Annotated in this window: 19 protein-coding genes and 1 riboswitch; of the genes, 13 read left to right on the forward strand and 6 right to left on the reverse strand. The window is 73.7% G+C overall.

Annotated features, from left to right (window positions below):
- Positions 1-2 precede the first annotated feature (2 nt).
- From ACIQPQ_RS33835 to recQ, 3 genes are all read left to right on the forward strand, one after another.
- Positions 3-1574, forward strand: coding sequence for an NADH-quinone oxidoreductase subunit M (locus ACIQPQ_RS33835; protein ID WP_401311710.1), 1572 nt, complete (start codon positions 3-5; stop codon positions 1572-1574).
- Positions 1571-3220, forward strand: a complete 1650-nt coding sequence (nuoN, locus tag ACIQPQ_RS33840) for an NADH-quinone oxidoreductase subunit NuoN (protein WP_383776391.1) — start codon at positions 1571-1573, stop codon at positions 3218-3220. The genes ACIQPQ_RS33835 and nuoN overlap by 4 nt, the downstream gene beginning before the upstream one ends.
- Positions 3221-3389: 169 nt before the next feature.
- Positions 3390-5525 carry a DNA helicase RecQ gene (recQ, locus tag ACIQPQ_RS33845; protein WP_401311714.1) on the forward strand — a complete coding sequence of 712 codons (2136 nt, stop codon included), beginning with the start codon at positions 3390-3392 and terminating at the stop codon, positions 5523-5525.
- Positions 5526-5759: 234 nt separating this feature from the next.
- On the opposite strand, the gene ACIQPQ_RS33850 is transcribed toward recQ, so the two are convergent.
- Together ACIQPQ_RS33850 and fahA are read right to left on the reverse strand one after the other, a co-directional pair.
- The gene (locus tag ACIQPQ_RS33850) at positions 5760-6698 is read right to left on the reverse strand and encodes a M56 family metallopeptidase (protein ID WP_401311717.1); all 939 of its coding nucleotides are present in this window, start codon (positions 6696-6698) and stop codon (positions 5760-5762) included.
- A 146-nt stretch (positions 6699-6844) separates the two neighbouring features.
- Positions 6845-8122 carry a fumarylacetoacetase gene (gene fahA / locus ACIQPQ_RS33855; RefSeq protein ID WP_401311799.1) on the reverse strand — a complete coding sequence of 426 codons (1278 nt, stop codon included), beginning with the start codon at positions 8120-8122 and terminating at the stop codon, positions 6845-6847.
- A gap of 313 nt (positions 8123-8435) precedes the next feature.
- Between fahA and ACIQPQ_RS33860 the strand changes: the two genes are divergently transcribed.
- The 5 genes from ACIQPQ_RS33860 (at position 8436) to ACIQPQ_RS33880 (ending at position 16314) form a co-directional block, all read left to right on the forward strand.
- Positions 8436-9668, forward strand: a complete 1233-nt coding sequence (locus ACIQPQ_RS33860) for a DegT/DnrJ/EryC1/StrS family aminotransferase (protein WP_401311720.1) — start codon at positions 8436-8438, stop codon at positions 9666-9668.
- A gap of 325 nt (positions 9669-9993) precedes the next feature.
- Positions 9994-12633: a lipopolysaccharide biosynthesis protein gene (locus tag ACIQPQ_RS33865; RefSeq protein WP_401311723.1), complete on the forward strand. Its 2640-nt coding sequence runs from the start codon at positions 9994-9996 to the stop codon at positions 12631-12633.
- Between the two features lie 35 nt (positions 12634-12668).
- Positions 12669-14723: a glycosyltransferase gene (locus ACIQPQ_RS33870; protein ID WP_401311726.1), complete on the forward strand. Its 2055-nt coding sequence runs from the start codon at positions 12669-12671 to the stop codon at positions 14721-14723.
- Positions 14720-15154 (forward strand): hypothetical protein, encoded by a 435-nt coding sequence (locus ACIQPQ_RS33875; RefSeq protein ID WP_383776407.1) that lies wholly within the window; start codon positions 14720-14722, stop codon positions 15152-15154. The genes ACIQPQ_RS33870 and ACIQPQ_RS33875 overlap by 4 nt, the downstream gene beginning before the upstream one ends.
- A complete protein-coding gene (locus ACIQPQ_RS33880; RefSeq protein ID WP_401311730.1) occupies positions 15151-16314 on the forward strand; it encodes a glycosyl hydrolase in 1164 nt (387 codons plus the stop codon). Before ACIQPQ_RS33875 ends, ACIQPQ_RS33880 begins: the two co-directional genes overlap by 4 nt.
- Positions 16315-16350: 36 nt before the next feature.
- On the opposite strand, the gene ACIQPQ_RS33885 is transcribed toward ACIQPQ_RS33880, so the two are convergent.
- From ACIQPQ_RS33885 to ACIQPQ_RS33895, 3 genes are read right to left on the reverse strand one after another with little or no spacing between them, the layout of a single operon-like run.
- A complete protein-coding gene (locus ACIQPQ_RS33885) occupies positions 16351-17178 on the reverse strand; it encodes a polysaccharide deacetylase family protein (RefSeq protein WP_401311733.1) in 828 nt (275 codons plus the stop codon).
- Positions 17175-18614 carry a glycosyltransferase gene (locus tag ACIQPQ_RS33890; protein ID WP_401311736.1) on the reverse strand — a complete coding sequence of 480 codons (1440 nt, stop codon included), beginning with the start codon at positions 18612-18614 and terminating at the stop codon, positions 17175-17177. Before ACIQPQ_RS33890 ends, ACIQPQ_RS33885 begins: the two co-directional genes overlap by 4 nt.
- Before the next feature lie 23 nt (positions 18615-18637).
- Entirely contained in the window at positions 18638-19723 is a 1086-nt protein-coding gene (locus ACIQPQ_RS33895; RefSeq protein WP_401311738.1) for a GNAT family N-acetyltransferase, read from the reverse strand.
- A 301-nt stretch (positions 19724-20024) separates the two neighbouring features.
- On the opposite strand from ACIQPQ_RS33895, the gene ACIQPQ_RS33900 reads away from it, so the two are divergent.
- Positions 20025-20849: an HAD family hydrolase gene (locus tag ACIQPQ_RS33900; protein ID WP_383776420.1), complete on the forward strand. Its 825-nt coding sequence runs from the start codon at positions 20025-20027 to the stop codon at positions 20847-20849.
- A 52-nt stretch (positions 20850-20901) separates the two neighbouring features.
- Here the strand turns inward: ACIQPQ_RS33900 and ACIQPQ_RS33905 are convergent, their stop codons facing one another.
- On the reverse strand, positions 20902-21378 hold the full coding sequence (locus tag ACIQPQ_RS33905) for a transglycosylase SLT domain-containing protein (protein ID WP_401311741.1): 477 nt from the start codon (positions 21376-21378) through the stop codon (positions 20902-20904).
- Positions 21379-21383: 5 nt separating this feature from the next.
- A riboswitch (cyclic di-AMP (ydaO/yuaA leader) is annotated at positions 21384-21576 on the reverse strand.
- A 612-nt stretch (positions 21577-22188) separates the two neighbouring features.
- Between ACIQPQ_RS33905 and ACIQPQ_RS33910 the strand changes: the two genes are divergently transcribed.
- From ACIQPQ_RS33910 to ACIQPQ_RS33925, 4 genes are all read left to right on the forward strand, one after another.
- Entirely contained in the window at positions 22189-23199 is a 1011-nt protein-coding gene (locus tag ACIQPQ_RS33910) for a polyprenyl synthetase family protein (RefSeq protein ID WP_401311743.1), read from the forward strand.
- Positions 23200-23537: 338 nt separating this feature from the next.
- On the forward strand, positions 23538-24803 hold the full coding sequence (locus ACIQPQ_RS33915) for an outer membrane lipoprotein carrier protein LolA (protein WP_401311746.1): 1266 nt from the start codon (positions 23538-23540) through the stop codon (positions 24801-24803).
- A 65-nt stretch (positions 24804-24868) separates the two neighbouring features.
- Positions 24869-25891 carry an ABC transporter ATP-binding protein gene (locus ACIQPQ_RS33920; RefSeq protein ID WP_401311749.1) on the forward strand — a complete coding sequence of 341 codons (1023 nt, stop codon included), beginning with the start codon at positions 24869-24871 and terminating at the stop codon, positions 25889-25891.
- Positions 25878-26876, forward strand: a complete 999-nt coding sequence (locus tag ACIQPQ_RS33925) for an ABC transporter permease (RefSeq protein WP_401311752.1) — start codon at positions 25878-25880, stop codon at positions 26874-26876. Before ACIQPQ_RS33920 ends, ACIQPQ_RS33925 begins: the two co-directional genes overlap by 14 nt.
- Positions 26877-26885: the final 9 nt, after the last annotated feature.

The raw sequence follows: 26885 nt of genomic DNA on the forward strand, positions 1-26885 counted from the left end.
CGATGTCCTTTCCCCTGCTGACAGCGACGGCGGTGCTCCCCGCGGTCGGGGCCATCGCCACCGCCGCCGTCCCCGCCGCCCGGCGCAACGCGGCCAAGGCGCTGGCGCTGCTGTTCTCCCTGGCCACCCTGGTCCTCGCGATCGTCGTCCTGGTCCGCTTCGACCCGGACGGCGACCGCTACCAGCTCACCGAGTCCCACTCCTGGATCGCCGAGTTCGGCGTCCGGTACGAACTCGGCGTGGACGGCATCGCGGTGGCGCTCATCGCGCTGACCGCGCTGCTGATCCCGTTCATCATCCTCGCGGGCTGGCACGACGCCGACCCGCTGGAGACCGGCAGCAAGCGCTGGCGGCCCACCCAGGGCTTCTTCGCGCTGATCCTGGCCGTCGAGGCGATGGTGATCATCTCCTTCGAGGCCACCGACGTCTTCCTCTTCTACATCTTCTTCGAAGCCATGCTGATCCCGATGTACTTCCTCATCGGCGGCTTCGGCGACCGCGCGCACGCGCACGGTGAGGAGACGGCGTCCACCCAGCGGTCGTACGCGGCCGTCAAGTTCCTCCTCTACAACCTGGCCGGCGGACTGATCATGCTGGCCGCGGTGATCGGGCTCTACGTGGTCGCGGGGAACTTCTCGCTCACGGAGATCGCCGAGGCCCGCGCCAACGGCACGCTCGACATGGCGACCAGCACCGAACGCTGGCTGTTCCTGGGCTTCTTCTTCGCCTTCGCGGTGAAGGCGCCCCTGTGGCCGCTGCACACCTGGCTGCCCAACGCCATGGGGGAGTCCACCGCCCCGGTCGCCGTCCTCATCACCGCCGTCGTCGACAAGGTCGGCACCTTCGCGATGCTCCGCTTCTGCCTCCAGCTCTTCCCGGAGGCCTCGAAGTGGGCCACGCCCGTCGTCCTCGTCCTGGCCGTGATCAGCATCATCTACGGTGCGCTGCTCGCCGTCGGCCAGCGAGACATCAAGCGCCTGGTGGCGTACGCGTCGATCTCGCACTTCGGCTTCATCGTGCTCGGCATCTTCGCGATGACGAGCCAGGGCCAGTCCGGCGCCACGCTCTACATGGTCAACCACGGGATCTCCACGGCCGCGCTGATGCTGGTCGCGGGCTTCCTGATCTCCCGGCGCGGTTCGCGGCTCATCGCCGACTACGGCGGCGTCCAGAAGGTCGCCCCGGTCCTGGCCGGCACCTTCCTGATCGGCAGCCTCGCCACCCTGTCGCTGCCCGGCCTCGCCCCGTTCGTGAGCGAGTTCCTGGTCCTGGTCGGCACGTTCTCGCGCTACCCGGCGCTCGGCATCGTCGCCACCGCCGGCATCGTCCTGGCCGCGCTGTACAGCCTCGTCCTCTACCAGCGGACGATGACCGGCCCGGTCCGGCCCGCGGTGGCGAAGATGCCCGACCTGCGCGCGCGGGAACTCGTGGTGGTCACGCCGCTGATCGTGCTGCTGGTCTTCCTGGGTGTCTACCCGAAGCCCCTGACGGAGATCGTCGACCCGGCGGTCAGACAGACCCTCTCCGACGTACACAAGAAGGATCCCCGGCCCGACGTGGAGGCGGCGAAGTGAGCACGGCAGCCGTCCACAGCCTGTGGACAACCGCGGCCGACCCGATCGCGAAGATCGACGCGCCGAAGATCGAATACGCGCAGCTCTCGCCCACCCTGATCGTCGTGGGCGCGGCGGTCGTCGGGATCATGGTCGAGGCCTTCGTCCCGCGCAAATCCCGCTACTACGCCCAGCTGTTCGTGTCCGTGGTCGCCCTGTGCGCAGCGTTCGCCGCCGTCGTGGCCCTCGCCGCCGACGGGTACGGCACCACGAAGGCCCACATCGCGGCCATGGGCGCGATCGCCGTCGACGGACCGGCCCTGTTCCTCCAGGGCACCATCCTGCTGGCGTCCCTGGTCGGCCTGTTCACCTTCGCCGAACGGCGCCTCGACCCCGAGACGCACGGCAACCGCGTCGACTCCTTCGTCGCCCAGGCCGCCTCGGTCCCCGGCAGCGACAGCGAGAAGGCCGCCGTCAAGGCCGGGTTCACCACCACCGAGGTCTTCCCGCTGCTGCTGTTCGCCGTCGCGGGCATGCTGGTCTTCCCCGCGGCGAACGACCTGCTGACCCTCTTCATCGCCCTGGAAGTCTTCTCGCTGCCGCTGTACCTGCTCTGCGCCCTGGCCCGCCGCAAGCGGCTCATGTCGCAGGAGGCCGCGGTCAAGTACTTCCTCCTCGGCGCCTTCGCCTCCGCCTTCACCCTGTTCGGCATCGCCCTGCTCTACGGCTACGCGGGCTCCGTCTCGTACGCCACGATCGCCCAGGTCGTCGACGGCACCGTCACCAACCTGACCCCCGCCCTCGCCGACACCATGGGCAACGACGCGCTGCTGCTCATCGGCGCCGCGATGATCGTCATGGGCCTGCTGTTCAAGGTGGGCGCCGTCCCGTTCCACATGTGGACCCCGGACGTCTACCAGGGCGCGCCGACCCCGGTCACCGGCTTCATGGCCGCCGCGACCAAGGTCGCCGCCTTCGGCGCCCTGCTCCGCCTGCTCTACGTCGTCCTGCCCGGCCTGCGCTGGGACTGGCGGCCGGTCATGTGGGGCGTCGCCGTGATCACCATGCTGGGCGGCGCGATCATCGCCATCACCCAGACCGACATCAAGCGGCTGCTGGCGTACTCGTCGATCGCGCACGCGGGATTCATCCTCGCGGGTGTCATCGCGACCACGCCGGACGGCGTCTCGTCCGTCCTCTTCTACCTGGGCGGCTACTCCTTCGTCACCATCGGCGCCTTCGCCGTGGTGACGCTGGTGCGGGACGCGGGCGGCGAGGCCACGCACCTGTCGAAGTGGGCCGGTCTCGGACGGCGCTCGCCGCTCGTGGCGGCCGTCTTCGCGGTGTTCCTGCTCGCCTTCGCCGGTATCCCGCTGACCAGCGGCTTCTCGGGCAAGTTCGCCGTGTTCAAGGCGGCGGCGGAGGGCGGCGCGGCCCCGCTGGTCGTGGTCGGTGTGCTGTCGTCGGCGATCGCCGCGTTCTTCTACATCCGGGTGATCGTGCTGATGTTCTTCAGCGAGCCCCGGCCGGAGGGCCCGACCGTCGCCGTCCCGTCGCCGCTGACGACGGCCGCCATCGGCATCGGCGTCGCGGTGACGCTGGTGCTGGGCGTGGCGCCGCAGTACTTCCTGGACCTGGCGAACCAGGCGGGGGTCTTCGTCCGCTGACCCGCGCGACGCCCCCCGGAACGGCGGTTCCTCCGAAGATATGACCGGGCCCCGGTTTTCCTCCGCGGAAACCGGGGCCCGGTCTTTCCTGTGGACAACTCCGGCGGTGTCGGTCCCGGCCCCTATCGTGGAGTCAGTGGTCGAAGGACGACGCACGGGGGACAGGACTATGCGCGGGACGGGCGGGATCAGCGAGATGCCAGGAACCACCGGGATGCCGGAGACGGACAGCGAGGCGCTTGCCACGCTGCACCGGGTCTTCGGATACGAGGCCTTCCGCGGTGAGCAGGGCGCGGTCATCGAACACGTGGTGGCCGGCGGCGACGCGGTCGTCCTCATGCCCACCGGCGGCGGCAAGTCGCTGTGCTACCAGATCCCGTCCCTGGTCAGACCGGGCACGGGCATCGTGGTCTCGCCGCTGATCGCGCTCATGCAGGACCAGGTGGACGCGCTGCGGGCGCTGGGCGTGCGGGCCGGGTTCATGAACTCCACGCAGGACTTCGACGAGCGGCGGGTGACCGAGGCCGAGTTCCTCGCGGGCGAGCTGGACCTGCTCTACCTCGCGCCGGAGCGGCTGCGGCTGGACTCCACGCTGGATCTGCTGTCGCGCGGCAAGATCGCCGTCTTCGCGATCGACGAGGCGCACTGCGTGTCCCAGTGGGGCCACGACTTCCGGCCCGACTACCTCGCCCTGTCGCTGCTGGGCGAGCGCTGGCCGGACGTCCCGCGCATCGCTCTCACCGCGACGGCCACCCACGCCACCCACCAGGAGATCACCCAGCGCCTGGGCATGCCGGACGCCCGGCACTTCGTGGCGAGCTTCGACCGGCCGAACATCCAGTACCGGATCGTCCCCAAGGCGGACCCGAAGAAGCAGCTCCTCGCCTTCCTGCGGGAGGAGCACGCGGGCGACGCGGGCATCGTCTACTGCCTCTCCCGCAACTCCGTGGAGAAGACCGCCGAGTTCCTCGCCCGCAACGGCGTGGCGGCGGTGCCGTACCACGCGGGCCTGGACGCGGCCACCCGCGCGCACCACCAGTCCCGGTTCCTGCGCGAGGAGGGCCTGGTCGTGGTGGCGACCATCGCCTTCGGCATGGGCATCGACAAGCCGGACGTGCGGTTCGTCGCCCACCTCGACCTGCCCAAGTCCATCGAGGGCTACTACCAGGAGACCGGCCGCGCGGGCCGCGACGGACAGCCCTCCACGGCCTGGATGGCGTACGGCCTCAACGACGTCATACAGCAGCGGAAGCTGATCCAGTCCGGCGAGGGCGACGAGGCGTTCCGGCGGCGGGCGGGCGCCCACCTGGACGCCATGCTGGCCCTGTGCGAGACCGCCCGGTGCCGCCGCGGTCAGCTCCTGGCCTACTTCGGGCAGGAGCCGGACGCGACCGGCTGCGGCAACTGCGACACCTGCCTCACCGCGCCCGAGACCTGGGACGGCACGGTCGCCGCGCAGAAGGTCCTGTCGACGATCGTGCGGCTCCAGCGCGAGCGCGGACAGAAGTTCGGCGCGGTGCAGATCGTCGACATCCTGCTCGGCAAGCGCACCGCCAAGGTGATCCAGTTCGACCACGACCAGCTCTCCGTCTTCGGTATCGGAGAGGACCTGTCGGAGGGCGAATGGCGCGGTGTCGTCCGGCAGTTGCTGGCCCAGGGCCTCCTCGCCGTCGAGGGCGACTACGGCACGCTGGTGCTGACCGAGGCCAGCGGGGAGGTGCTGCGGCGCGAACGCGAGGTGCCGCTGCGCAAGGAACCGAAGAAGCCGGTCACGGCGAAGACCTCGGGCTCCTCCGGCGGCAAGGGCAGGGCGAAGGCCGCGGCCGTGGAGCTGCCCGAGGCGCTCCAGCCCGCCTTCGAGGCCCTGCGTGCCTGGCGCGCCGAACAGGCTCGCGAGCAGGGCGTCCCGGCGTACGTCATCTTCCACGACGCCACGCTCCGGGAGATCGTCACCGCCTGGCCGACGTCCGTGGACCAGCTCGGCGGCATCAGCGGCGTCGGCGAGAAGAAGCTCGCCACGTACGGCGAGGGCGTGGTGGAGACGCTCGCGGGGCTGGGGGAGGCCCCGGAGACGGGCGGCGCCTCCGGGCCAGGAGACGGCTCGGAGGCGGGGGCGAGAGCGTCGGGCTCCGGTTCCGGGTCCGCCCCGGCGAGGAGAACGGGCGGCGGCTCCACCGGGGCCGGGACGCGGACCGGCGCCACGCCCCGCGCCGCGACGGGCGGGACCGCTGAGGCGGCTGGGGCGGACGGGGCGGACTACTGGCCCGAGATGGACGAGGAGCCGGAACCCGAGGACTGGATGTAGGGGCCTGGATGTAGAGGCCTGCCGGATTCAGGGGGACTCCTCCGGAGGCAGGGCCCTGGCGGGCCGGGCCGGGCCGGGCAGCGGGAAGGCCCGGTTCGGGAGTCGGGGCGGGCAGCGGGAGGGCTCGGGCCGGGAGTCGGGGCCGGCAGCCAGGAGCCGCCGGGAGCGGTGGGGGAGGGGCGGGGTGACGCGGCGCGGCCGGGGCGGGCCGGGTCCGTCTCCCTGCCCCCGTCCTCACCCGAGGGCGGTCAGGCCCGGCGCGAAGGTGATCAGGAGAGGGAGGAGGGGGACCAGCGCGGCGACGGTCGTCGTGAGGGCGCGCTGCCGCCGCAGGAGACGCGGGGGCGGCTGGAGGAGACGGTCGACCCGCTCGCCGAGGAGCCGGTTGCTGGAGGCGCAGGAGAGCACGCCCCGGTGCTGGTTCAGCTCGATCAGGGCGAGGGCGGTCGTGAGGTGGCCGCAGCGCCGGGAGGCGGTGTCGTCGGCGGACAGTTCCACCAGCCGGTGCGTCTGGTCGCAGAAGTGCGCGAACAGCGGGACGCGCGGGAAACCGGTCGCCAGGGCCGAGGAGAGGTGCAGCAGCCAGTCGTGGTGGGCGCGGGCGTGACCCCGCTCGTGGGTGAGGACCGCGTCGAGTTGAAGGGAGGTGAGACGGTGCAGCGCACCGGTCGTGACGATCAGCTGGGGCGGACTGCCGGGCATCCACCAGGCGTCCGGGTACTCGTCCTCCAGCACCAGCAGCGGACCGCGCGCCGAGGGCAGCCCGGCGGGCAGGTCGGGGGCGCGCTCCCGCAGATGGGCGCGGGCCGCGCCGCGCCTGCGGCGGGCCTCGACCAGCTCCCGGCCGAGCATCGCGGTCGTCCAGGCGGCCCCGCAGGCCAGCAGCAGGGTGAGGACCGTCGCCCAGGCCGGGGCCATGGACAGGTCGTACGCCTCGGTCACCGCCGCCGGGGCGGGGGCGAACAGCTGGGCGCGGACGGTGTGGAAGACCGCGGCGGCGCCCAGGACCAGCGCCGTCAGACAGCACAGCAGCACCGTCGCGACCAGGCACTGCCACACCCACAGCGCGACCACCGGCTCCCGCTCGGGCCAGTCGGCCCGGGTCAGCGCACGCGGAGCCGGAACGGCGGCGGCCAGCGCGACGACGCTCAGCAGGAGCAGGCAGACGGTCATGCCACGGGCTCCGGTTCCTGTTCGGCGGGGACGGGAGGGGAACGGGCCGGGGGCGGCGGCCTGGGCCGGCCCCCGGATGGTGCCGTGCGGCGGGCGCGGTGCGGCCACCGTGCCCGCCGCCAGTATGACGCCGTGGGCCGCCGGAGTCAGCCCGCGAGAACCCGCCCGCTCACCTCGCCGAGACCCACCCGGACACCGTCCGGCCCCGGCGCCCAGGCGGACAGGGTCACGACGTCCCCGTCCTCCAGATAGGTCCGCTTGCCGTCGGGGAGTTCCAGGGGGTCGCGGCCGTTCCAGGTCAGCTCCAGGAGGGAGCCGCGCTGGTCGTCGGCGGGGCCGCTGACCGTGCCCGAGCCGTACAGGTCGCCGGTGCGCAGGGAGGCGCCGTTGACCGTGAGGTGGGCGAGCTGCTGGGCGGCCGTCCAGTACATGGTGGAGAAGGGGGGTTCGGAGACGACGTGGCCGTTGACGGCGACCGAGATGCGCAGGTCGTAACCGGCGGGCTCGGTGGTGGAGTCGTCGAGGTACGGCAGCAGGGGGTGGGTGCGTTCCGGGGGTGAGACCCGGGCCGCGTCCAGCGCCTCCAGCGGGGTGACCCACGCCGACACCGACGTCGCGAACGACTTGGCCAGGAACGGGCCGAGGGGCACGTACTCCCAGGCCTGGAGGTCGCGGGCGGACCAGTCGTTGAGGAGGCACAGGCCGAAGACGTGCTCGCGGAAGTCGGCCAGCGCCACGGAGGTGCCCTGCCGGGAGGGCGTCCCCACCACGAAGCCGACCTCGGCCTCGATGTCCAGCCGGACGGACGGCCCGAAGACCGGCGCCGGGTCGGTGGGCGCCTTGCGCTGGCCCGACGGGCGGACGACGTCGGTGCCGGACACCACGACCGTCCCGGCGCGCCCGTGGTAACCGATCGGCAGGTGCTTCCAGTTGGGGAGCAGGGTGTCGGCCGCGTCCGGGCGGAAGATGGCGCCCGCGTTCCGGGCGTGGTGCTCGGAGGCATAGAAGTCGACGTAGTCGGCGACCTCGAAGGGGAGGTGCAGGTCCACCTCGGAGAGCGGGTGGAGGAAGGGGAGCAGCGTCTCCCGGCGGGCGGGGTCGGTGACCCACTCCGTCAGGGCACGGCGCACCGCCGACCAGGTGGGACGGCCTGCGGCCAGCAGCGGGTTGAGCGTCGGGGCGGTCAGCAGGGCGGCGTGCGGGGAGCCGAGGGCGGTGGCCGCCGCACCGGCGTCCAGGACGTGGTCCCCGAGCCGCACCCCGACGGTCCGGCCGTCGGCCGCGCCGCCGGGACCGGCGGAGTGCGCGGCGTCGGCGGCGGAGTCGGCGGCGGCCTCGGCGGCCGGGCCGCGCCGGGCGAAGACGCCGTAGGGGAGGTTGTGCGGGCCGAAGGGGTCGCCCTCGGGGAGGTCGAACGGGGCCAGGGGGGACATCGGGTGGTGCCTCGCTTTCGTGCTCGCCATCGGTACGCCGTGCGGGATGCCCGGCGCGATGCGCCGAACACCCGCACACGGTACGGCTGACCTGCCCGAAGGGACACCGGCGGCGCCACGGAAGTGACACAGGAGACGGAGGGACACGATGACGTGGGTACGGCGACAGCAGGTCGGGCGGGCCTGGGCGACCGGCCGCGGGCCGGTCCGCAATCTTGACGGAGCGGTGCGAAAAGGGAGACTCTGGGCGGGTGCCGGAAGGCCTCGGGGAGGGGGCGTTCCCAGGGCACACCTGGGGGGCGGGATGGCCATAGGGGAGGCCGGCCTCGGGTCGGCGCGGCACGGGTCACGGTCGAAGCGGCTGGAAGCGACCCTGCGCGGCAGACTCGGCCGGGAATGCGTGTACGTGCCGTCGTGCCGGCTCGGGCTGTTCGTGGCGCTGCGCCACTGGTGCCCGCCGGGCGGCCGGGTCCTGATGTCGCCGGTCAACGACGACGTGATCCTCTTCGTGGTGCTGGCGGCCGGACTGCGGCCCGTGCAGGCGCCGTTGCGCCCGCGCGACGCCTCGATCGACGTCGACGCGGTGCCCGACGAGGTGTGGGGCTCGCTGTCGGCGGTGCTCACCACCAACCTCTACGGCAACCCCGACGACGCCCCGCGCCTGCGGGAGAAGTGCGACGCGCTCGGCATTCCCCTGTTCGAGGACGCGGCGCACGCGATCGGCAGCGAGGTGGGCGGCCGTCCCGTCGGGACCTGGGGCGACGCCTCCGTGTTCAGCCTCTCCAAACACGTCGGCGCCAAGGCGGGCGGTGTCCTGTCCTGCGCCGACCCGGGGCTGCGCGAGGCGCTGGAGAAGACCGCCGACGACCTGCTGCTGTCCGGCCGGATCACCGCCGAACTCGCCTACACCGTACGGCCGTACGCGGAGGCGGCGGTGCGTGGACTGGGGCTGCGGCGGGCCGCCTGGGCGACCCTGCGACTGCTCGGGCTGACCGAACGCGAGGAGATCCGGATGCCGTTGCGGGCGCCCGACCTGGCCCGCGCCGCGCGGGCGGCCCCGGACCTCGCGGCGTACGACTCCTGGGTCCGGGTCGACCTGCACGACTACCGGCTGCGCTCCGGCGGGCCGCGGCTCGCCCGGATCGGGCGTCGGCTGGACCGGCTCGACCAGGTGCTGGCGGCGTGCCGGGCGGGCACCGAGCAGCTCCTGGCGACGCCCTGGGCGACACCGCCCGCCGGCACGGGCCCGGTCCAGCCGCTGTTCCGGGTGCCGCTGTTCGTCGCCGACCGGGACGCGGCGCGGGCCGCGCTGGCCCGGCGGGGGATCGTGGTGGGCTACCTGTACGACCCGCCGCTCGACGACTACGCGGGAGCCGAGTTCACCGACCCGTCGCCGGACCCGGCCGGGGCCCGCTGGTTCGCGCGGCACGCGCTGCCGGTGGACCCGCTGCGCGCGCGGGAGGTCGTCGAGGTGCTCCGGGCGTCCGGGGCACGTCCGGCCGAGGCGCCGGGAGGGCTGGAGCCGACGGGTGACTGAGACGGGGGTGGGGGCCCGGGGGACGACCGGTACGGCCCCCGAGCCGGAACCGGCGGACGAACGACGCCCGGAGGAGGCACCAGGACAGGAGACACCGGGACAGAAGAAACCGGGACCGGAGCCGCGAGCGACACCTGAGGCGAAGCAGGCATCGGTGCAGGAACCGGCACAGGCGCCGCCACCGGAACCGACGCCGGAATCCAGGCCCGGACCGCCGCCGGAGCCACGAACTGCGCCGGAGTCACGACCGGCGCCAGAGCCGGGGGCCTCGTCCCGTGAGGCGGACAGCGGGGCCGACTCGCTGTTCCGGAACGCCTACTTCCTGATGCTCAGCACGGGCGTCTCCGCCGTGCTCGGGCTCGGGTTCTGGCTGGTCGCCGCCCGCTACTACACCGAGGACGCGGTCGGCGAGGGCTCCGCCGCCATCGCCGCGATGCGGCTGCTCGCCAGCATCACCGCGACGACGATGATCGGCGCGGTCGTCCGGTTCGTCCCGCGCGCGGGACGGGCCACGGGCCCGCTGGTGTGGCGGGCGTACGCGGCGAGTTCGGTGGTCGTCGCCATCGCCGCCGTCGTCTTCCTGCTCACCCTGGACCTGTGGGGCGCGTCGTACGCACCGCTCGGCACACCGCTCGCCGGGGCCGCGTTCGTCGTCGCGTGCGTGGCGTGGGCGCTGCTCACCCTCCAGGACGGGGTGCTGACCGGGCTGCGCAGATCGGGCTGGGTGCCGGTCGGCAACGCGGTGTTCTCGGTCGGCAAGCTGATCCTGCTGGTCGTGTGCGCGACCGCGCTGCCGGTGCTGGGCATCTTCGTGTCGTGGGCGGCGGCGATCGCCCTGTCCACGGTGCCGCTCGGCTGGCTGATCTTCCGCCGGCTCATCCCGCAGCAGGCCGCCGCCGACCGTGACGTGGAGCCGCCCGGCCTCGGTGAGATGGGGCGCTTCCTCGCGGGGGACTCGCTGGGCGCGCTGTTCAGCCTGGCGATGATCAACCTGCTGCCGGTGATGGTCGCGGTCCGCTTCAGCGCGGCGGAGAACGGCTACTTCTACGTGGCGTACACCGTCGGCGGCACCATGGAGTTCCTCGCCATCAACATGGCGTCCTCGCTCACCGCGCACGCCTCGCACGACCCGCGCCACCTCGCCGACGGGGTGCGCGGGGCGCTGCGCCGGATGATCCTGCTGCTGGTGCCGGTGGTCCTCGTCCTGGTGGTGTTCGCGCCGCAGATCCTGCTGCCGTTCAGCGAGGAGTACGCGGAGCACGGCACGACCGTGCTGCGGCTGCTGGCCGCGGGGGCGCTGCCCCGGGTGGTGGTGGAGCTGTACATCGGCGTGCTGCGGGTGCAGGGCCGGACCGGGGTGCTGGCCGCGCTCCAGGGCGCGATGTGCGTGCTGGTGCTGGGCAGCGCGGCCGTCCTGTTCACCCCGGCGGGCATCGCGGGCGCGGGCTGGGCGGTACTGCTGAGCATGTCGGTGATCGCCGTGGTGTCCGTCGTCGGGCTGAAGGCGGCCCTGCGCGACACGAAGCCGCTGCACGACATCGCGGCACCCCACGAGAGCGCGGCACCCGTCCCGGCGCCCGGTGCCCCCGTGGCGCCCCACACTCCCTCGGCCTCCCCGGACGCCCCGGCGGGCCCCGGCACCGCCGACGCCCCGCCCACCGGCCTCGCCACCGCCACCGACGCCGAAGCCGTCCCGGCCGGACCAGGGGCGACGCCCGTCGACCGCCCGGCGGTGCGGTCCGCCGGGGACACGTTCGCCGTGCGGCTCAACGCCACCGCCGGGTACGGCACCAACTGGGCCCGGCGGGCGGCGTACGCGCGCGGGCAGACCGACCAGGACACGGTGGCGCTGTTCATCGGGCGCCCCGGCTACGAGCGCGAGGCTTTCGCGGCGGACCCGCTGGCTGTCATCGTCCGCCCGCGCGCCGACAGCGGGCCGGCGCCGGAACCCGGCCGGGAGACCGACCGGGGTCCGGCGCCCGGCCGGGCACCGTCCCCGGCCCGCGGGTCGGAACCCGCGTACGAGGGCGACGGACTGTGGTCGGCGGGCGGGCAGCGTGCGCTGCGCGCCGGGCTGTGGGTGCTGCTCGCGCTGATGACCGGGGCCTTCGCCGTCGGACTGCGGAACCTGCCGTGGCTCGGCGGCGGCCTCACGGGCGTGCTCGCCGGACCGCTCAGCGGGCGCGGCATGCTGACCGCGCTGCCCCTCGGCGCCCTGGTCGCCGGGGCCGTCCTGCTGGCCGTGTTCGTCGCGGCCGTCACCCTGGCCCTGCGGCAGGAGGCGACACTGCCGGGAACCGCCCTGGCGGCCGTCACCCTCGCGCTGTACGCCGTACCTGTCTCGCTCGGTCGGGAACCACGGCCGGTGGACGGGGCGTTGTACGGACGAGCGGCGGAGTTCTTCGCCCAGACCCTCGGGCTCCCCGGACCCGGCCCCCTCCTGCGCTGGGTGCCGCTCGCCTGTCAGCTGCTCGCCCTCCTCGTGCTGTGGCTGCTCCTCGACCGCGCCGTCGAGCGCTTCGGCGCCCGGCTGGACCGACGGCTGCCGTGGACCGCCCGCTGGGCGGCCGTCTTCCTCGCCGCCGTGGGCGGCTGGGCCGCGCGGGAGGCGTACGCGCCGCTCGCCCCGCCGGTCCTCGCCGCCCTCTGCGTCCTCCTCCTGCTCCTCTCCCTCCACCGGGCCGAACCCCCGCACGCCCCGGCCGAGGACACCCCCACCGCCCCCGCCGACACCCACCTGACCGGGGCCACCGGCACCGGCACGACCGGCACCACCGGAACCGGCACCACCGGCAGCGGCACAGCCACCACCCCGCCCACCCACTCCACCGAGCCCACCGAGCCCACGCACGCCACCGAGCCAACCCGCTCCACCGAGCCAACCCGCTCCACCGAGCCCACGCACTCCACCAAGTCCACCCACTCCACCAAGTCCACCGATACCAGCGAGCCGTCCCGCGACTGATCAAGCTCAGAGCCGAATCCCAGGGGGGAACCGTCGTGCGTCCGTCCATCACTCCACGGGAGCGATCCGATCCGGAGTCCGCGCCCGCGCGCGAGTCCGGCCACGAGCCCCCGCGCGCGCCGGAGCCCACCCCCGCGTCCGCCCCGTCCCGCGCGCGCCCGGCGTCCACCGCGTCCACCGCGTTCACGAAGGCCTCCGCGGCCTCCGCCAAGGCCTCGGCCGCCGCCGCACCCCCGGCCGACCCCGGCACCGACCTCGCCGACCTGCCGCCCGCCGGGTACGGGTGGCGGGCGCTGCTGCATCCCGCGCCCGCGCTGCTGCTCGCGCTGGCCCTGTGGGGCTGGGCGGTGACCCACACCGACGTCTCCGACCTGGACGACTTCGGCCTCGTCACCGCGCTGCACCCCACCTTCTGGGCCGGACTCGCCCTGCTCACCGCCGGGTTCTGGAGCACCGTGCGCGGCCCGCGCCGCCACCCCGCGTGGGCCCCGGCGTACGTCGTGGCGCTGCTCGTGATGGAGCGGGCCACCCAGGCTGTGCTCTACCCGACGCCCCTGTACGCGTGGGCGTGGAAGCACGACGCGGTCATCGACCACCTCCTCACCGCGGGCCGCCTCCAGAACGCGGACGCGATCGGGGACATGGCGGTCTACGACCAGTGGCCGGGCTTCTTCGCCGCGCAGGCCACGCTGGTCCGGCTGCTCGGGGTGGACTCCGCCGCCCAGTTCATGACCTGGTGGCCCCTGGTCTCCAGCCTGATGCTGCTGCTCCCGCTCGTGCTGATCTACCGCACCTTCACCGAGGACCGGCGGCTGATCTGGACCGGCGTGTGGATCTTCTGCGTCGCCAACTGGGTCGGCCAGGACTACTTCTCCCCGCAGTCCGTGGCCTTCGCCCTGCACCTCGGCGTGCTCGCCGTCGTCCTGCGCCGCTACGGCCGCCCCGGCCCGGCCGCCGACGGCGCGGACGGCACGGGCGGTCCCGCGGGCGGCTCCGACCCCTCGGCGGCGCGGCAGCGGCAGGCGGTGTGGACGGTGCTGCTCACCCTGCTGGTGGTGGCCGTCGTGATCTCGCACCAGCTGACCCCGGGCATGCTGATCGTCTCGCTGGCCGCCCTCTTCCTCACCCGCCGCTACCGCGACCGCGTCCCGATCCTCACCACCGCCGTGATCTTCCTGGCCTGGTGCCTCACCGCCGCGCTGCCGTTCCTCTCCGCGGCGATGCCCGACATGATCCGCTCGATCGGCGACATCGGCGGCAACGTCTCGACCGGCTACGGCGCCACCCCCACCGGCACCGGAGCGGTGCTGACATCGTGGGCGGCCCGGCTGCTGTCGGCGTCGGCGCTGCTGCTCGCCGCGGTGGGCGTGTGGCGCAGACCGGTCCTGCGGCGGCGCGCGATGCCGCTGCTGCTGATCGCGGCGGCCCCGCTGCCGATGCTCGGCGCGAGCAGCTACGGCAGCGAGATGATCTTCCGGGTGCTGATGTTCATGCTGCCCGGCGCCGCGTTCTTCGCCGCGGCGGCCCTGCTGCCCGCGGAACGAGCCGCCCACGAGCGGAGCCCGGAAGCGAGCGGCCGGGCGACCGTCGCGCCCCACCCGCCGCGCCGCTACGTCTGGCTCCCGCTGCTCGCGCTCCTCGCGGGCACCCTCGCGTTCGTGCCGAGCTACTCCGGGAAGGACCGCCTCAGCTACTTCCCGCCCGCCGAGGTGGACCTCGTCCGGCAGGTCGTCGACGCCGCGCCGGACGACTCGCTGGTGGTGGCGTCGGACCGCAACTACCCGCTCGCCTTCGACCAGTACGGGCGCCTCGGCCACTACTGGTTCCTCGACGACGCCCGCGAGCACGTCGACCGGATCCTGCGCGACCCGGCAGCCACCCTCGCCGCCGACATGTCCGCCGTGGAGGCACCGGGCCGGGCCTATGTCCTGTTCACCCGCGGCCAGTTCGCGAACGCCGAGATGAACGGCCTGCTCACCGAGGCCCAGTTGGCGGGCATCCGGGACGCCGTCGCCGCCTCCCCGCTGTTCGAGCGGGTGGCGGCCAACGAGGCCGGAGTGGCGTACGTACTGAAGGAGGCGGGCCGATGACACCGCGCGACCTGGCCGACCGGGCGCTGCCCGCGCTCGGCGGATGGCTGGCCCTGACCGCGCTCGCCCTGCCGGACGGCTCCCCGCTGCGGGGCGTCGCGATGGTGGTGTTCCTGGTCGCCGGACCCGGCGCCGCCGTGCTGCGGATCTGCGCGCCCGCGCTGACCGTGCTCCCCGCCGCGGGCCCCTCGGACCGGCCGGGCCACCCGGACCCGGCCTTCGAGCACCACTCCGACCTGCTCGAACGGCTCATGCTCACGGTGCTCGTGAGCGTGGCGCTGGTGATGCTCGTCGCCACCGTGTTCATCGCCTCGCACGCCTTCAGCGCGGAGCGCGTCCTGCTGACGCTCACCCTGCTGGCCACGGCCGCCGCGTTCTGTCCGCGGCTGCGGGCCTCCCCGCCGAGGACCGCGGGGGGTACCGCCACGTGACCCCGCCCCGCCCCGGCCACGACCCGGGTCCCGTCGGGACGCTGCCCGTCCACCGCCACCGCGGCCCGCGCCGCCCGCCCCGCCGCCCGGCCGTCCCGCGCCGGTTGCCGCTCGTGGTCGCCCTGGTGCTCTGCGCCGCGCTGACCGCCGCCTTCCTCCTCAAGAGCGGCCCCGACGGTGACGGCGCGGACGACGAACCGGCGGCCGGCGTCCGCCCCACGACCATCGGCGGGCCGTGCGCGCCGACCGACCTGCTGGTGCCGCCCTGCGGTGCCTGGTTCGGCGCGTTCGTGCCGCACGAGAAGAGCGACCTGGCCGAGAAGGTGCGCGGTTACGAGCGGCGCATCGGCCGGAAACTGGACGTCGTCTACACGTACCACGACATGTCGCGGGTCGAAGGGACCCGGCTGGAAGGCCAGTTGATCACCCCGCAGGAGCGGAAGGTGGCGGCCGACGACCGTCTGCTGCTGCTGTCGTGGGAGAGCAAGTGGTGGGGCGGCACCGCCGCCCAGCAGCCGACCTGGAGACAGATCGCGGACGGTGACCTCGACGCGTCCGTCATCGACGTCCAGGCCCGCCGGGTCAAGGAGTTCGGGCAGAAGGTGTTCCTCTCCTTCGACCTGGAGATGGACACCCGCACCCCGGCCAGCGGCACCCCCGAGGAGTACGTGCGCGCCTACCGGCACCTCCACGACCGGTTCCGGGAGCTGGGCGTCACCAACGTGGTGTGGACCTGGATCACCACCGGCTACCTCGAACACGCCGACCTGATGAAGCGCATGTACCCGGGCGACGCCTACGTCGACTGGATCGCCTACAACCAGTACAACTACTACCGCTGCCACCAGGCGGAATGGCTCTCCTTCGCCGAGACCCAGCGCGCCACCCACGCCTGGATACGCGCCCACATCTCCGACGACAAGCCGCTGATGCTCTCCGAGTTCGGCAGCGCCGACGACCCGACCCGCCCGGACCGGCAGGCCGAGTGGTACGCCGGGGTGCCCGCCGTGCTGAAGAGCCTGACCGGGGTGAAGGCCGCACTCCAGTGGAACTACCGCGACCCCGGCCCGCACTGCGACCTGGCGGTGGCGGGCGACCGGGCCTGGCGCAGCCTGCGCGGCTCGGTCGCCGACCCCTACCTCAACCAGCCCCTACGCTGACCGCCCCTTCCCGGGTCCTGCTCGGGGAGGACGGTCTCAGCCCGCGAAGACCGGCCCCCGCACCACCGCGCGGGCCCGCCGGTACCAGCGCCAGCCGACCGTCCTCGGCCCGTCGCGGTAGGGCGCGATCCGGGCGCCGGACCCGGCGAGCCACGCCTCGACGTCGGCCAGGGTGTGGCCGCGGCGCACGATGAGCCGGGCGATGCGGTGCGCCTCGTCGCGCTCCGAACTCAGCGCGTGCCGTACGGCGGTGGCCGTCTCGTAGCCCGCGGCGGCGGCCCGGCGCCGTACCCGGCCGCTGTTGTAGCCGTGCGGGTAGGCGAGGTGCCGTACCGGATGACCGAGGGCGTCCTCCAGGACGGCGCGGGAGTCGCGGAGTTCACGGTCGAGGTCGGCGGAAGGGAGCGTGTCGAGCTGGGCGTGGGTGACGGTGTGGCTGCCGATCTCCATGCCGTGCCCCTCCAGGCCCGCCGCCTGGGCCAGCGTCATCATCGGCGCGGGCGGCAGCAGACTGCGCCCGCCCGGCGCGATCGCCCCGGTGGTGAGGTAGGCGGTGGCCGCCAGGTGCCGCCCGGCCAGCGCCTCGGCGGTCGGTCCGGGCAGGTCCGCGAAACCGTCGTCGAAGGTCAGCAGCACCGGCCGGGCGGGCAGCGCGGCCCGCCCGGCGAGATGGTCGGCGAGCGCGCTCACGGTCACCGGGGTCCGCCCGCTGTCCACGACCGCGTCGAGATGGGCGGCGAACTGCTGCGGGGTGACGGTGAACTCCGCGATCCAGTCCGGCGGATCGTCCATGACGGCGTGGTAGAGGAAGACCGGGATCGCGTCGGCGCGGCCCGTACGGTCCGGCCCGTCGGCGGCCGTCATCGCGCGCCCCCGCCGGAAGCGCCGTTCCCGCCGGACGCCGCGTCCCCGCCGGAAGCCGCACTCCGACCGGAGTCCGAGCCGCCGCCCCGAACTGTCGGCAGCCCCCGTACCGCCCGCCGGGCCCGTACGTAGCCGACGGGCCCGTACAGCATGCCCCGTCGCTGGAGCCGGGAGAGCCGTCCCGGCCAGGGGTGGGTGCGGGCGTCGTGCCCGCCCGGCGCGCCCGCGCCCCCGCCGACACCGCCCGCGCCCTCCCCGCCCTCGGTGTCGCGGACGGCGGTCAGGGTGCGGGCGTGGGCGAGGCCGCGGGGCAGTCGGGCGAGGAACGCGGGCAGCAGGCCGGGCCGGTTGACGAGGATCGCGGTGAGGTAGGCGGTGAGGCCCGCGCCGTAGCCGTAGGCCTGGGTCTCCAGGTCGCGCCAGGTCTCCCGGTGGTGGTGCCAGACCAGGGCGTGCGGGGTGTAGCGCAGCCGGTGCCCGGCGGCCAGGACGCGGACGAAGCCGTACAGGTCGTCGCCGCCGCGGGCCGGGGTGCCCGCGCCGGTCGCCGGGTCGAACCCGCCGACGGCGCGCAGGACGCGCGTGCGGTACGCCATGTTGGCGCCGGAGCCGAAACGGCCCGCCGTGAACGGGAACAGCGGCTCGTCGGCGGGCGGGTCGTACGGGTCGTACGTGCGGGGGGTGAAGCCCTTCGCGAAGCCGCCGTGGCTCTCCAGCAGCACCTGCGCGGGGGTGCGCAGCCGGGCGGGCAGGATCAAACCGGTCGCGCAGCCGAGGCCGGGGTCGGCGCTGAAGGGGGCGGTGAGTTCGGTGAGCCAGCGCGGGTCGGCGACCACGTCGTCGTCGGTGAAGGCGACCACGTCGCCCCGGGCGGTGGCCAGCCCCGTGTTGTGGGCGACGGCGAGACCGGGCACCGGCTCGGTCAGGTAGCGGACGCGGTCACCGTACTTGTGGACGACGAGGTCGCGGGTGGCGTCCGTGACGGGCGCGTTGTCGACGACGACGATCTCGGCGTCCGGGTGGTCCTGCGCGAGCAGGGAGTCCAGGGCGGTGGCGAGCCGGTCGGCGCGCTCGCGGGTGGCGACGACCACGGTGGTCGACGGCACGGTGACGGCGAGGTCGGGGAGTTCGCAGAGGTCCGAGGGGGTGCGCTCCCGTGCGAGCGCGGTGAGCACCGTCGTCGGATCGGCGCCCTCGGGGACCTGCCCCAGCAGCGTGGCGACCGGCCGTCCGCCCACCCGGACCAGCACGAACACCGCGCCGTGCGTGACCGGCGGGCTGCCGGGGCCGGGTCTCAGAACGCCCCCGCCCCCGCCACTGCCCCCGTCCCCGCCGCCGGGCCCGCCTCCCGGGTCCAGATCCAGCTCGGCGACCTGCACCGGCGGGATGTCGAGGAACCGCCGGATCTCCTGCCGTACGCGTGGCTCGGTCGCCATGCACCCTCCCCTGGATCGGTGGCTCAGGCGCGGCGCAGCCGGCCGGCGCCCTTCAGCACCCGGGCGGCCGTCGCCGCGAGTCTCGGCCGGTTGCGGACGAAGTGATGGGCCCGGCGCGCCGGTTCACGCCCCAGCCAGTGGAGCGCGGCGCCCACCCCCGGACGCGTCCACGCCCCCTCGTACACGGGCACCTCGCCCGTCCGCAGCGCGTCCTTGTACTCGGCCGCCCCCCGGCCCAGGTCGAGCAGCCCGATGCCCTCGGCGGCGGCGGCCTCGGCCATCCGCAGATGCAGCACCAGACCGGGGGAGAACCTGGCGAACTCCGGTTCGTAGGACGGGAACCAGCAGGCCAGGACGGTCGAGGAGCGCAGACCGAAGTGCGCGGCGATCGGCCGCCCGCCCGCGTAGAGGACGGAGAGGGTGCCCGCGCAGTCCGGCGCGCGGGTCTCGGCGAGCAGGCCGACGAGCCGGTTGATCCACTCCTGCGCGAAGCGGTCGCGGCGGCCGGTCCTGCGGTACTGCGCGGACTTCCACGCCATGAGCGTGCGCAGCGCCGCCGGATCGCGCTCGTCGAAGACGAACCGCAACTCCCCGACCTGGCGGCCGAGTCGGCGCTCCTTGGCGAGCGTCGTCTTCAGGAACTTCGGCGACTGGGCGCGCAGCACGGACTCGTACGTCTCGTAGCCCTTCTCGACGTCGATGACGTACGACGCGTACTCCGCCGCCGCGTGCGGCACGAACAGGCCCTGTTCGGCCTCCAGGTTGTCGAAGGCGAAGCTCGACAGGCCGCAGGCGCGCAGCAGTTCGTCGGCGCCCAGACCGAGGCCCGGCGCGAGGACCGCGCCCTGCACGTCCGAGACGCCGTGCGCGAGGGCCTGCCCGCGGCCCAGCGCGCCGCGTTCGTGCGGCAGGAAACCGACCGGCTCGCGCCCCTCGTACACCACCGCCACCCGGGTGGCGGGCCGGACCCGGCCCACCGCGGTGGCGAACTCCGGTTCCATGAAGGGGTTCCGCGGCGCCGTCGACGCGGCGCGCAGCGCCCGCCACCGTTCCCGGTCCCCCTCGGCCAGGTCCTCCGGACCCAGCACACGAATACGTCCGCTGCTCAACCTGACCCCCCGATCAAGTCCCCCCTGGACAGGGGGACGGTACCCCTCCGGGCGGGCGGGGCGGTAGGGAGCGGACCTGGTTGTTGCCATTCCGGGCAGAGGCCTTTAACCGCCCTGTACCCGGCGTTGCGCCGGAAAGCGGCCGGAAAGCGGAGGGAAGCGGGGTGAAAGCACACCGGAAGCGGACCGCCAGCGAGCGGTGAGCGCACCGGCAGCGCACCGGCAGCGTGCCGGAAGAGCGGGGCCGGGGGCGCGGCTGCGGCGGTGAGTCCGATCCGGCCGGAATCCGTATTCTCTGATCATGCCCGCACCCCACGCATATGCCGCGCGCTGCGCGTACTCCCTGATCGCCACCGACCTGGACGGGACGCTGCTGCGCGGCGACGACACGTTCTCCGACCGGTCGCTCGACGCGCTCGCGCGGGTGGCGGCCGCCGGTGCCCGCCACCTCGTGGTCACGGGCCGCCCCGCGCCCCGGGTACGGCCGCTGCTGGACATCCTGCGGAGCAGAGGCCTCGCCGTCTGCGGCCAGGGCGCGCAGCTCTACGACATCGGCGCCGACCGCCTGCTGTGGTCGGTCACCCTGGACCGGGAGCTGGCGGAGACGGCGATCGGCAAGATCGAGGCCGAGGTGGGGCAGGTGTACGCCGCCGTCGACCAGGACGGGATCGACGGGCTGACCCTGATCGAGCCGGGCTACCTGATGCCGCACCCGACCCTGCCGGCGGTGCGGGTCGGCCGCCGGGACGACCTGTGGTGCGAGCCGATCAGCAAGGTGCTGCTGCGCCATCCCGGCCTGACCGACGACGAGTTGGCGGTGACCGCCCGCGCGGTGGTCGGCTCGCTGGCCACCGTCACCATGTCGGGGCCGGGCACGGTGGAACTCCAGCCGTGCGGGGTGACCAAGGCGACGGGGCTGGCGCTGGCGGCGGAGCGGCTCGGGCTGCGGCCCGAGGACACCCTCGCCTTCGGGGACATGCCCAACGACATCCCGATGTTCGACTGGGCGGCGCGCGGGGTGGCCATGGCGAACGCCCATCCGGAGCTGAAGGCGGTGGCCGACGAGGTGACGACGTCGAACGAGGACGACGGCGTGGCCGCCGTCCTCGAACGACTCTTCCCTTAGGGGTTCCGCTCCCTCAGGGGGTTCCGCGAGGAACCCCGGCGGCCCGGGACCGTCAGTAGGCGCCGAAGACGTTGTCGATGGAGCCGTAGCGGTCGGCGGCGTAGTTGCAGGCGGCGGTGATGTTGGCGACCGGGTCGTACGGGTCGTAGGCGGTGCCGTCCACGTGGTACGCGGCGAACGTCGGGTCGATGACCTGGAGCAGGCCCTTCGACGGGATGCCGGCCGCGGCGTTGGAGTCCCACAGGTTGATCGCGTTCGGGTTGCCCGAGGACTCCCGCATCACGTTGCGGTAGATGCCGTCGTAGCTGCCCGGGATGCCCTTCTCGGCCATGATCGCGAGGGACTCGCGGATCCAGCCGTCGAGGTTGTTCGTGTACCCGGCGGAGGTGGCGGCCGAGGTGGCGGGGGCGGCGGAGGCGCTGGTGGCGCCGATGAAGGGGAGGGTGAGCGCGGCGGCGCCGGCGCAGGCCACGGCGACGGTGCGGACCAGGCGGGTGCGGGTGCGGCGGGGCTGGGTGACAGCGGACATGAAGGGGTTCCTCTCCGGCGCCTGCGAGGTGAGCTGTCGGGTTCGGGCGGGGAGGTGCCCGGCCGGCCGCCGTACGGACACGGTGGCGCGGCTTCACCCCGAGCCGTTCCGCCGCGTCCGTGTGTGACGTACGCGCCGGGACGGCGACTTACCTGGGTCCCCCGCTCCTGCCGCGAATGTCTTCGTCGATGGGGTTGTCGGACGGCGGCAGGATTAGGCGTCTGTCCGACAGGCCGGGAACGTATGCGAGAGCACATGTCGGGAACAAGTGGCTGATTCACAGGTCGTCCCTATTGACCTTGGTCTGGGGTTTTCGGGCGCTTGATCCTTTGCGGGGGCTGGCGCTCAACTTCCGCTTGAGCAAAGCGGAATTAAAAAATCCGGTCAGGGTTGCTCGATGGCGGCACGGGTGAGCCAACTCACCTGCGTCCACAAGGCGGGTAAAACGGTCATATAGCTCAAGTGGCTTTAATGGGGTGGGGGTTGTGGGAGTGAGGGGTGAGGGGTGGAAGAGGGTCGGGAGGGGTGGCTGAGGGGGCGCGGTCGGAGTGCGGATGCGGGCGCCGATCGACGTGTCCCCGACCGGAAGGGGTACATACCTTCCGGTCGGTAACATATGGGGCGCGCGATGCCTGTGAGGGCGGTGGGACGGGTGGGTCGGCGCCTCCCGGTCGGGCGAAGTTCGAGGCAGGGGGACGTGGGGCCTGTCGGTGATCGAAACGTGACCGGATACGCTGACTTGAGTGAGGGCAGCGACGTATCGACAAACCGTGTGATCGCCGGAAGACACCAGCAGACAGGAGACCCCTCGTGACCGTCGTCGGGCCGTTCGGGCTGAGCGTGCGGGACCAGGCTCTGGAAGCCGATGTCCAGGCCGGATTGACGGCTGTCGAGGAAGGCCTGCTCGAAGCCACGAAGAGCGAGGTCCCGTTCATCACGGAGGCCGCGCAGCACCTCGTGCGCGCGGGCGGGAAGCGGTTCCGGCCGCTGCTCGTGATGCTCGCGGCCCAGTTCGGCGACCCCTACGCCCCCGGGGTCGTGCCCTCGGCCGTCGTGGTCGAGCTGACCCACCTCGCCACGCTCTACCACGACGACGTCATGGACGAGGCGGCCGTACGGCGCGGGGTGCCGAGCGCGAACACCCGCTGGGGGAACTCCGTCGCCGTCCTCACCGGCGACTTCCTCTTCGCCCGCGCCTCCCACATCCTCGCCGACCTCGGCCCCGAGGCCGTCCGGGTCCAGGCGGAGGCGTTCGAGCGCCTCGTCACCGGCCAGATCCTGGAGACCGCCGGGCCGACCGACGGGCGCGACCCCGTCGACCACTACCTCGACGTGCTCGGCGGCAAGACCGGCTCCCTGGTCGCCGTCGCCTGCCGCTTCGGCGCCATGATGTCCGGCGCCGACGACACGGTCGTGGACATGCTCACCCAGTACGGGGAGCGGCTCGGCGTCGCCTTCCAGCTCGCCGACGACGTCCTCGACATCGCCTCCGACTCCCACGAGTCGGGCAAGACGCCCGGCACCGACCTGCGCGAGGGCATCGCCACCCTGCCGGTGCTGCGGCTGCGGGAGCGGGCGGCCCGGCTGGCGCTGCCGGAGGACGTCGCGCTGTGCGAGCTGCTCGACTCCGACCTCAGCGACGACGCGCGCCTCGCCGAGGCCCTGGCCGGACTGCGGGCGCACCCCGCGTTGGAGCAGGCCCGCCGCGACACCGTGCGGTACGCCAAGGACGCGCGGGCGGTGCTGGCACCGCTGCGGGAGTGCGAGGCGAAGTCGGGCCTGCTGGAGCTGTGCGACGCGGTGGTCCACCGGGCGGGGTAGCCGGGGTGGCTCCCGAGAGCCACACCCCGCTCCGCCCGCGCAGGGGCCTCTTCGCCGCGCCCGCAGGGCGGCTCCTCGCCGTGCCCCGCACAGCTTCCCGCGGGGCGTCTCTCAGGGATGGCCCCCACCGACCCTGACGCCCCCCACCCCCGTGTCATACCGGAGGTGTACGTCGATTTGCGTCCGAGGGCTGACGAATGACGGCGGCTCATTTGGTCAGATGGTGAGCACGGTAATCATCGCTCCTCACCGATTCGGGTGAGAATGGCGGCCCGGGGCAAGGACGTTGGTACGTGAGACGGCCGCCCGCCGCCGCCGACGACGGAGGTAAGGCACACATGGCACCGTACGCATCCGACGACAGCACGCACCCCGGCGAGGCCGACGACCTGCGCGCCGGGCGGCGCAAGGCCGTGCGGTACGTCGTCCCGGTCACCGTGGTGGGCATCGCGGCGGCGACGATCGGGCTCGTCCCGGCCCTCGCCGACTCGGGCGACCCCGACCTGCCGAAGATCAGCGCCCAGCAGCTCATCGAGAAGATCGCCGCGTCGGACGTGCAGCAGCTGTCCGGCACCGTGAAGATCACCACCGACCTGGGCCTGCCCGACCTGGGCGGCCTGGAGAGCGGGCTCCTCGCGGGGGCCGCGGGGGGCGCCTCCGACGGCTCCTCCGCCGACCCGTCCACCCGCCTCACCGAACTCGCCTCCGGCACCCACACCCTGCGCGTCGCCGCCGACGGCCCGGACCGGCAGAAGCTCTCCCTCCTGGAGAACGCCGCCGAGTACAGCGTCATCCACAACGGCAAGGACGTGTGGGGGTACGACAGCGCCTCCAACGAGGTCTACCACTCCACCGGTGACGCCCCCGCCGGCGCCGACGACCGCGCCTCCGGCACCCCCGCGCCCACCACACCCAAGGAACTGACCGAAGAAGCCCTCAAGGCCGTCGACGGCACCACGTCCGTCACCGTGGACGGCACCGTCCAGGTCGCCGGCCGCGACGCCTACAAGCTGCTGGTCAAGCCGAAGCAGTCCGGTTCCACCGTCGGCGCGGTCACCGTCGCCGTCGACGCGAAGACCGGCCTGCCGCTCAAGTTCACCCTCACCCCGACCGGCGGCGGCGCGGCCGTCGTCGACGCCGGGTTCACCAAGGTCAGCTTCGCCAAGCCCGCCGCGTCCACCTTCGACTTCACCCCGCCCAAGGGCGCCAAGGTCACCGAGGGCGACACCCCCGAGGCCCCCGACTCGGCCAAGGGCGGTGCCCCGGACACGGCCAAGGGCGGCGCCCCCTTCACCGAGGGCGCCGAGGGCTTCGCCGGGGACCTCGACGGGGCCACCGTGCTCGGCGAGGGCTGGACCAGCGTCGCCACCTTCGACACCGGCGGCGAGGGCGTCCCGTCCGGCGCCGACCTGCCCGACGCGGGCGGCCTCGGCGGCCTCGGCGACTTCATGGACTCCTTCGGCGACAAGGTGAAGGGCGACTTCGGCTCCGGCACCGTCTTCTCCACCCGCCTGATCAACGCCCTCGTCACCGACGACGGCAAGGTCTACGTCGGCGCCGTCACCAAGGACGCCCTCGTCAAGGCGGCCGACACGGCCCGGTAAGTACCCTGACGTCAGCCCCGTACGACCGACGTACGGGGCGGGCGGGGCGACGAACGGGGGAGCCGATGGACGAGGACGCGCCACCGCCCGCCCCGGGCGGCCCGCCCGACAGCACGCGGAGCCCCGCACCGGGCGGTCCTGCCGGGAGCCGTGACGACGACACCGTCATCCGCACCCGCGCCCTCACCAAGCGCTACCGGGGCGGACAGCTCGCCGTGGACGGCCTCGACCTGGCCGTCCCGGCGGGCAGCGTCTTCGGCTTCCTCGGCCCCAACGGCTCCGGCAAGACCACCACCATCCGCATGCTGATGGGCCTCATCGAGCCCACCTCCGGCACGGCCCGGGTCCTGGGGCAGCCCATGCCCCGCGCCACCCGCGCCGTCCTGCCGCACGTCGGCGCCCTCATCGAGGGCCCCGCCCTGTACGGCTTCCTCTCCGGCCGCGACAACCTCCTGCGCTACGACGCCGCCGACCCCACCGCCGACCCGCGCACCCGCCGGGCCCGCGTCGGCCGGGCGCTGGACCGGGTCGGGCTGACGGCCGCCGCGGGCAAGAAGGCCAAGGCGTACTCGCTCGGCATGAAGCAGCGGCTCGGCCTCGCCGCCGCCCTCCTCCAGCCCCGCCGGCTGCTCGTCCTGGACGAACCGACCAACGGCCTCGATCCGCAGGGCATGCGCGAGATCCGGGTCCTGGTGCGGGAGCTGGCCGCCGACGGCACCACCGTCTTCCTCTCCTCCCACCTCCTCGACGAGATCGAGCAGGTCTGCACGCACGCCGCCGTCATGGCACGCGGCAGACTCCTCACCCAGGGCGTGGTCGCCGACCTCGCGGCGCGGGCCCGCGGACGGCTCGTCGTCACCACGGCGGACCCGGCGGACGCCGCCCGCCTCCTCAAGGAGCACGGTGTGGGCGACCTCGTCGTCACGGGGGAGCGGGTGTCGGGCGACCCCGGCGAGCACGACCTCGCCGCCCTCAACGCGGCCCTGGTCACGGCGGGCGTCCGCGTCCGCGGCTTCGGCGTCGAACGCGCCTCCCTGGAGGACGCGTTCGTGGCACTCACCGGGGAGGGCTTCGATGTCGCGGGCTGACCACGGACCGGCGGACACCACGTCCCCCACCCCCGGACCGACCTCCACCCCCGGGTTGACCGGCCCGACCGACCCGGACCCCACATCCCGTACAACCCCAACACCTACGACCCCTAAGCCCCCTACGGCTTCCTCCCCTCACCCCCTCTGGGCCCTCGGCCTCCTCCGCAGCGAGCTGACCGTCACCCTGCGCCGCTGGCGGACCCTCGCCCTGCTGGGTGTCCTCGCCGCCGTGCCCGTCCTGGTCGGGATCGCCGTACGGATCGAGACCGGCGACAGCGGCGGCGCGGGCGGCTCCGGGGGCGGCGCGGCGGGGCCCGCCTTCATGGCGCAGATCACCAACAACGGCCTCTTCCTGGTGTTCACCGCGCTCGCCGCGACCCTCCCCTTCTTCCTGCCGATGGCCGTCGGCGTCGTCGCCGGGGACACCGTCGCCGGGGAGGCGGGCTCCGGCACCCTCCGCTACCTGCTGGTCGCCCCCGCAGGCCGTACCCGGCTGCTGCTCGCCAAGTACGCGACCCTCGCGGCGTTCTGCCTGCTGGCCACCCTCGTCGTCGCCGTGTCCGCGCTCGCGACGGGCGCGCTGCTCTTCCCCCTGGGGGACCTCACCACGATCTCCGGCACCCGGATCTCCTTCACGGACGGACTCCTGCGGGCCCTGCTGATCGCCCTGGTCGTGGCCGCCTCCCTGCTCGGTGTCGCCGCCCTCGGCCTCTTCGTCTCCACCCTCGGCACCAGCGGCATCGCCGCCATGGCGACGACCGTCGGCCTGCTCACCACCGTGCAGATCGTCGACCAGATCCCCCAGCTGCACGCGATCCAGCCGTACCTCTTCTCCCACTACTGGCTGTCCTTCGCGGACCTGATGCGCGAGCCGGTCTACTGGGACGAGATCCAGCGCGACCTGGGCCTCCAGGCCCTCTACGTCGCCGTGTTCGGCTCGGCGGCCTGGGCCCGCTTCACCACACGCGACATCACCACGTAGCCACGTGGC

The sequence above is a fragment of the Streptomyces sp. NPDC091281 genome (assembly GCF_044757425.1).
Classification (GTDB): Bacteria; Actinomycetota; Actinomycetes; order Streptomycetales; family Streptomycetaceae; genus Streptomyces.

Excerpts from the sequence above, each read along its gene's own strand:
- ACIQPQ_RS33835 (WP_401311710.1), top strand. The coding sequence starts at position 3 with ATGTCCTTTCCCCTGCTGACAGCGACGGCGGTGCTCCCCGCGGTCGGG.
- recQ (WP_401311714.1), top strand. The coding sequence starts at position 3,390 with ATGCGCGGGACGGGCGGGATCAGCGAGATGCCAGGAACCACCGGGATG.
- ACIQPQ_RS33850 (WP_401311717.1), bottom strand. The coding sequence starts at position 6,698 with ATGACCGTCTGCCTGCTCCTGCTGAGCGTCGTCGCGCTGGCCGCCGCC.
- ACIQPQ_RS33860 (WP_401311720.1), top strand. The coding sequence starts at position 8,436 with ATGGCCATAGGGGAGGCCGGCCTCGGGTCGGCGCGGCACGGGTCACGG.
- ACIQPQ_RS33865 (WP_401311723.1), top strand. The coding sequence starts at position 9,994 with ATGCTCAGCACGGGCGTCTCCGCCGTGCTCGGGCTCGGGTTCTGGCTG.
- ACIQPQ_RS33875 (WP_383776407.1), top strand. The coding sequence starts at position 14,720 with ATGACACCGCGCGACCTGGCCGACCGGGCGCTGCCCGCGCTCGGCGGA.
- ACIQPQ_RS33885 (WP_401311733.1), bottom strand. The coding sequence starts at position 17,178 with ATGACGGCCGCCGACGGGCCGGACCGTACGGGCCGCGCCGACGCGATC.
- ACIQPQ_RS33890 (WP_401311736.1), bottom strand. The coding sequence starts at position 18,614 with ATGGCGACCGAGCCACGCGTACGGCAGGAGATCCGGCGGTTCCTCGAC.
- ACIQPQ_RS33900 (WP_383776420.1), top strand. The coding sequence starts at position 20,025 with ATGCCCGCACCCCACGCATATGCCGCGCGCTGCGCGTACTCCCTGATC.
- ACIQPQ_RS33905 (WP_401311741.1), bottom strand. The coding sequence starts at position 21,378 with ATGTCCGCTGTCACCCAGCCCCGCCGCACCCGCACCCGCCTGGTCCGC.
- ACIQPQ_RS33915 (WP_401311746.1), top strand. The coding sequence starts at position 23,538 with ATGGCACCGTACGCATCCGACGACAGCACGCACCCCGGCGAGGCCGAC.
- ACIQPQ_RS33920 (WP_401311749.1), top strand. The coding sequence starts at position 24,869 with ATGGACGAGGACGCGCCACCGCCCGCCCCGGGCGGCCCGCCCGACAGC.
- ACIQPQ_RS33925 (WP_401311752.1), top strand. The coding sequence starts at position 25,878 with ATGTCGCGGGCTGACCACGGACCGGCGGACACCACGTCCCCCACCCCC.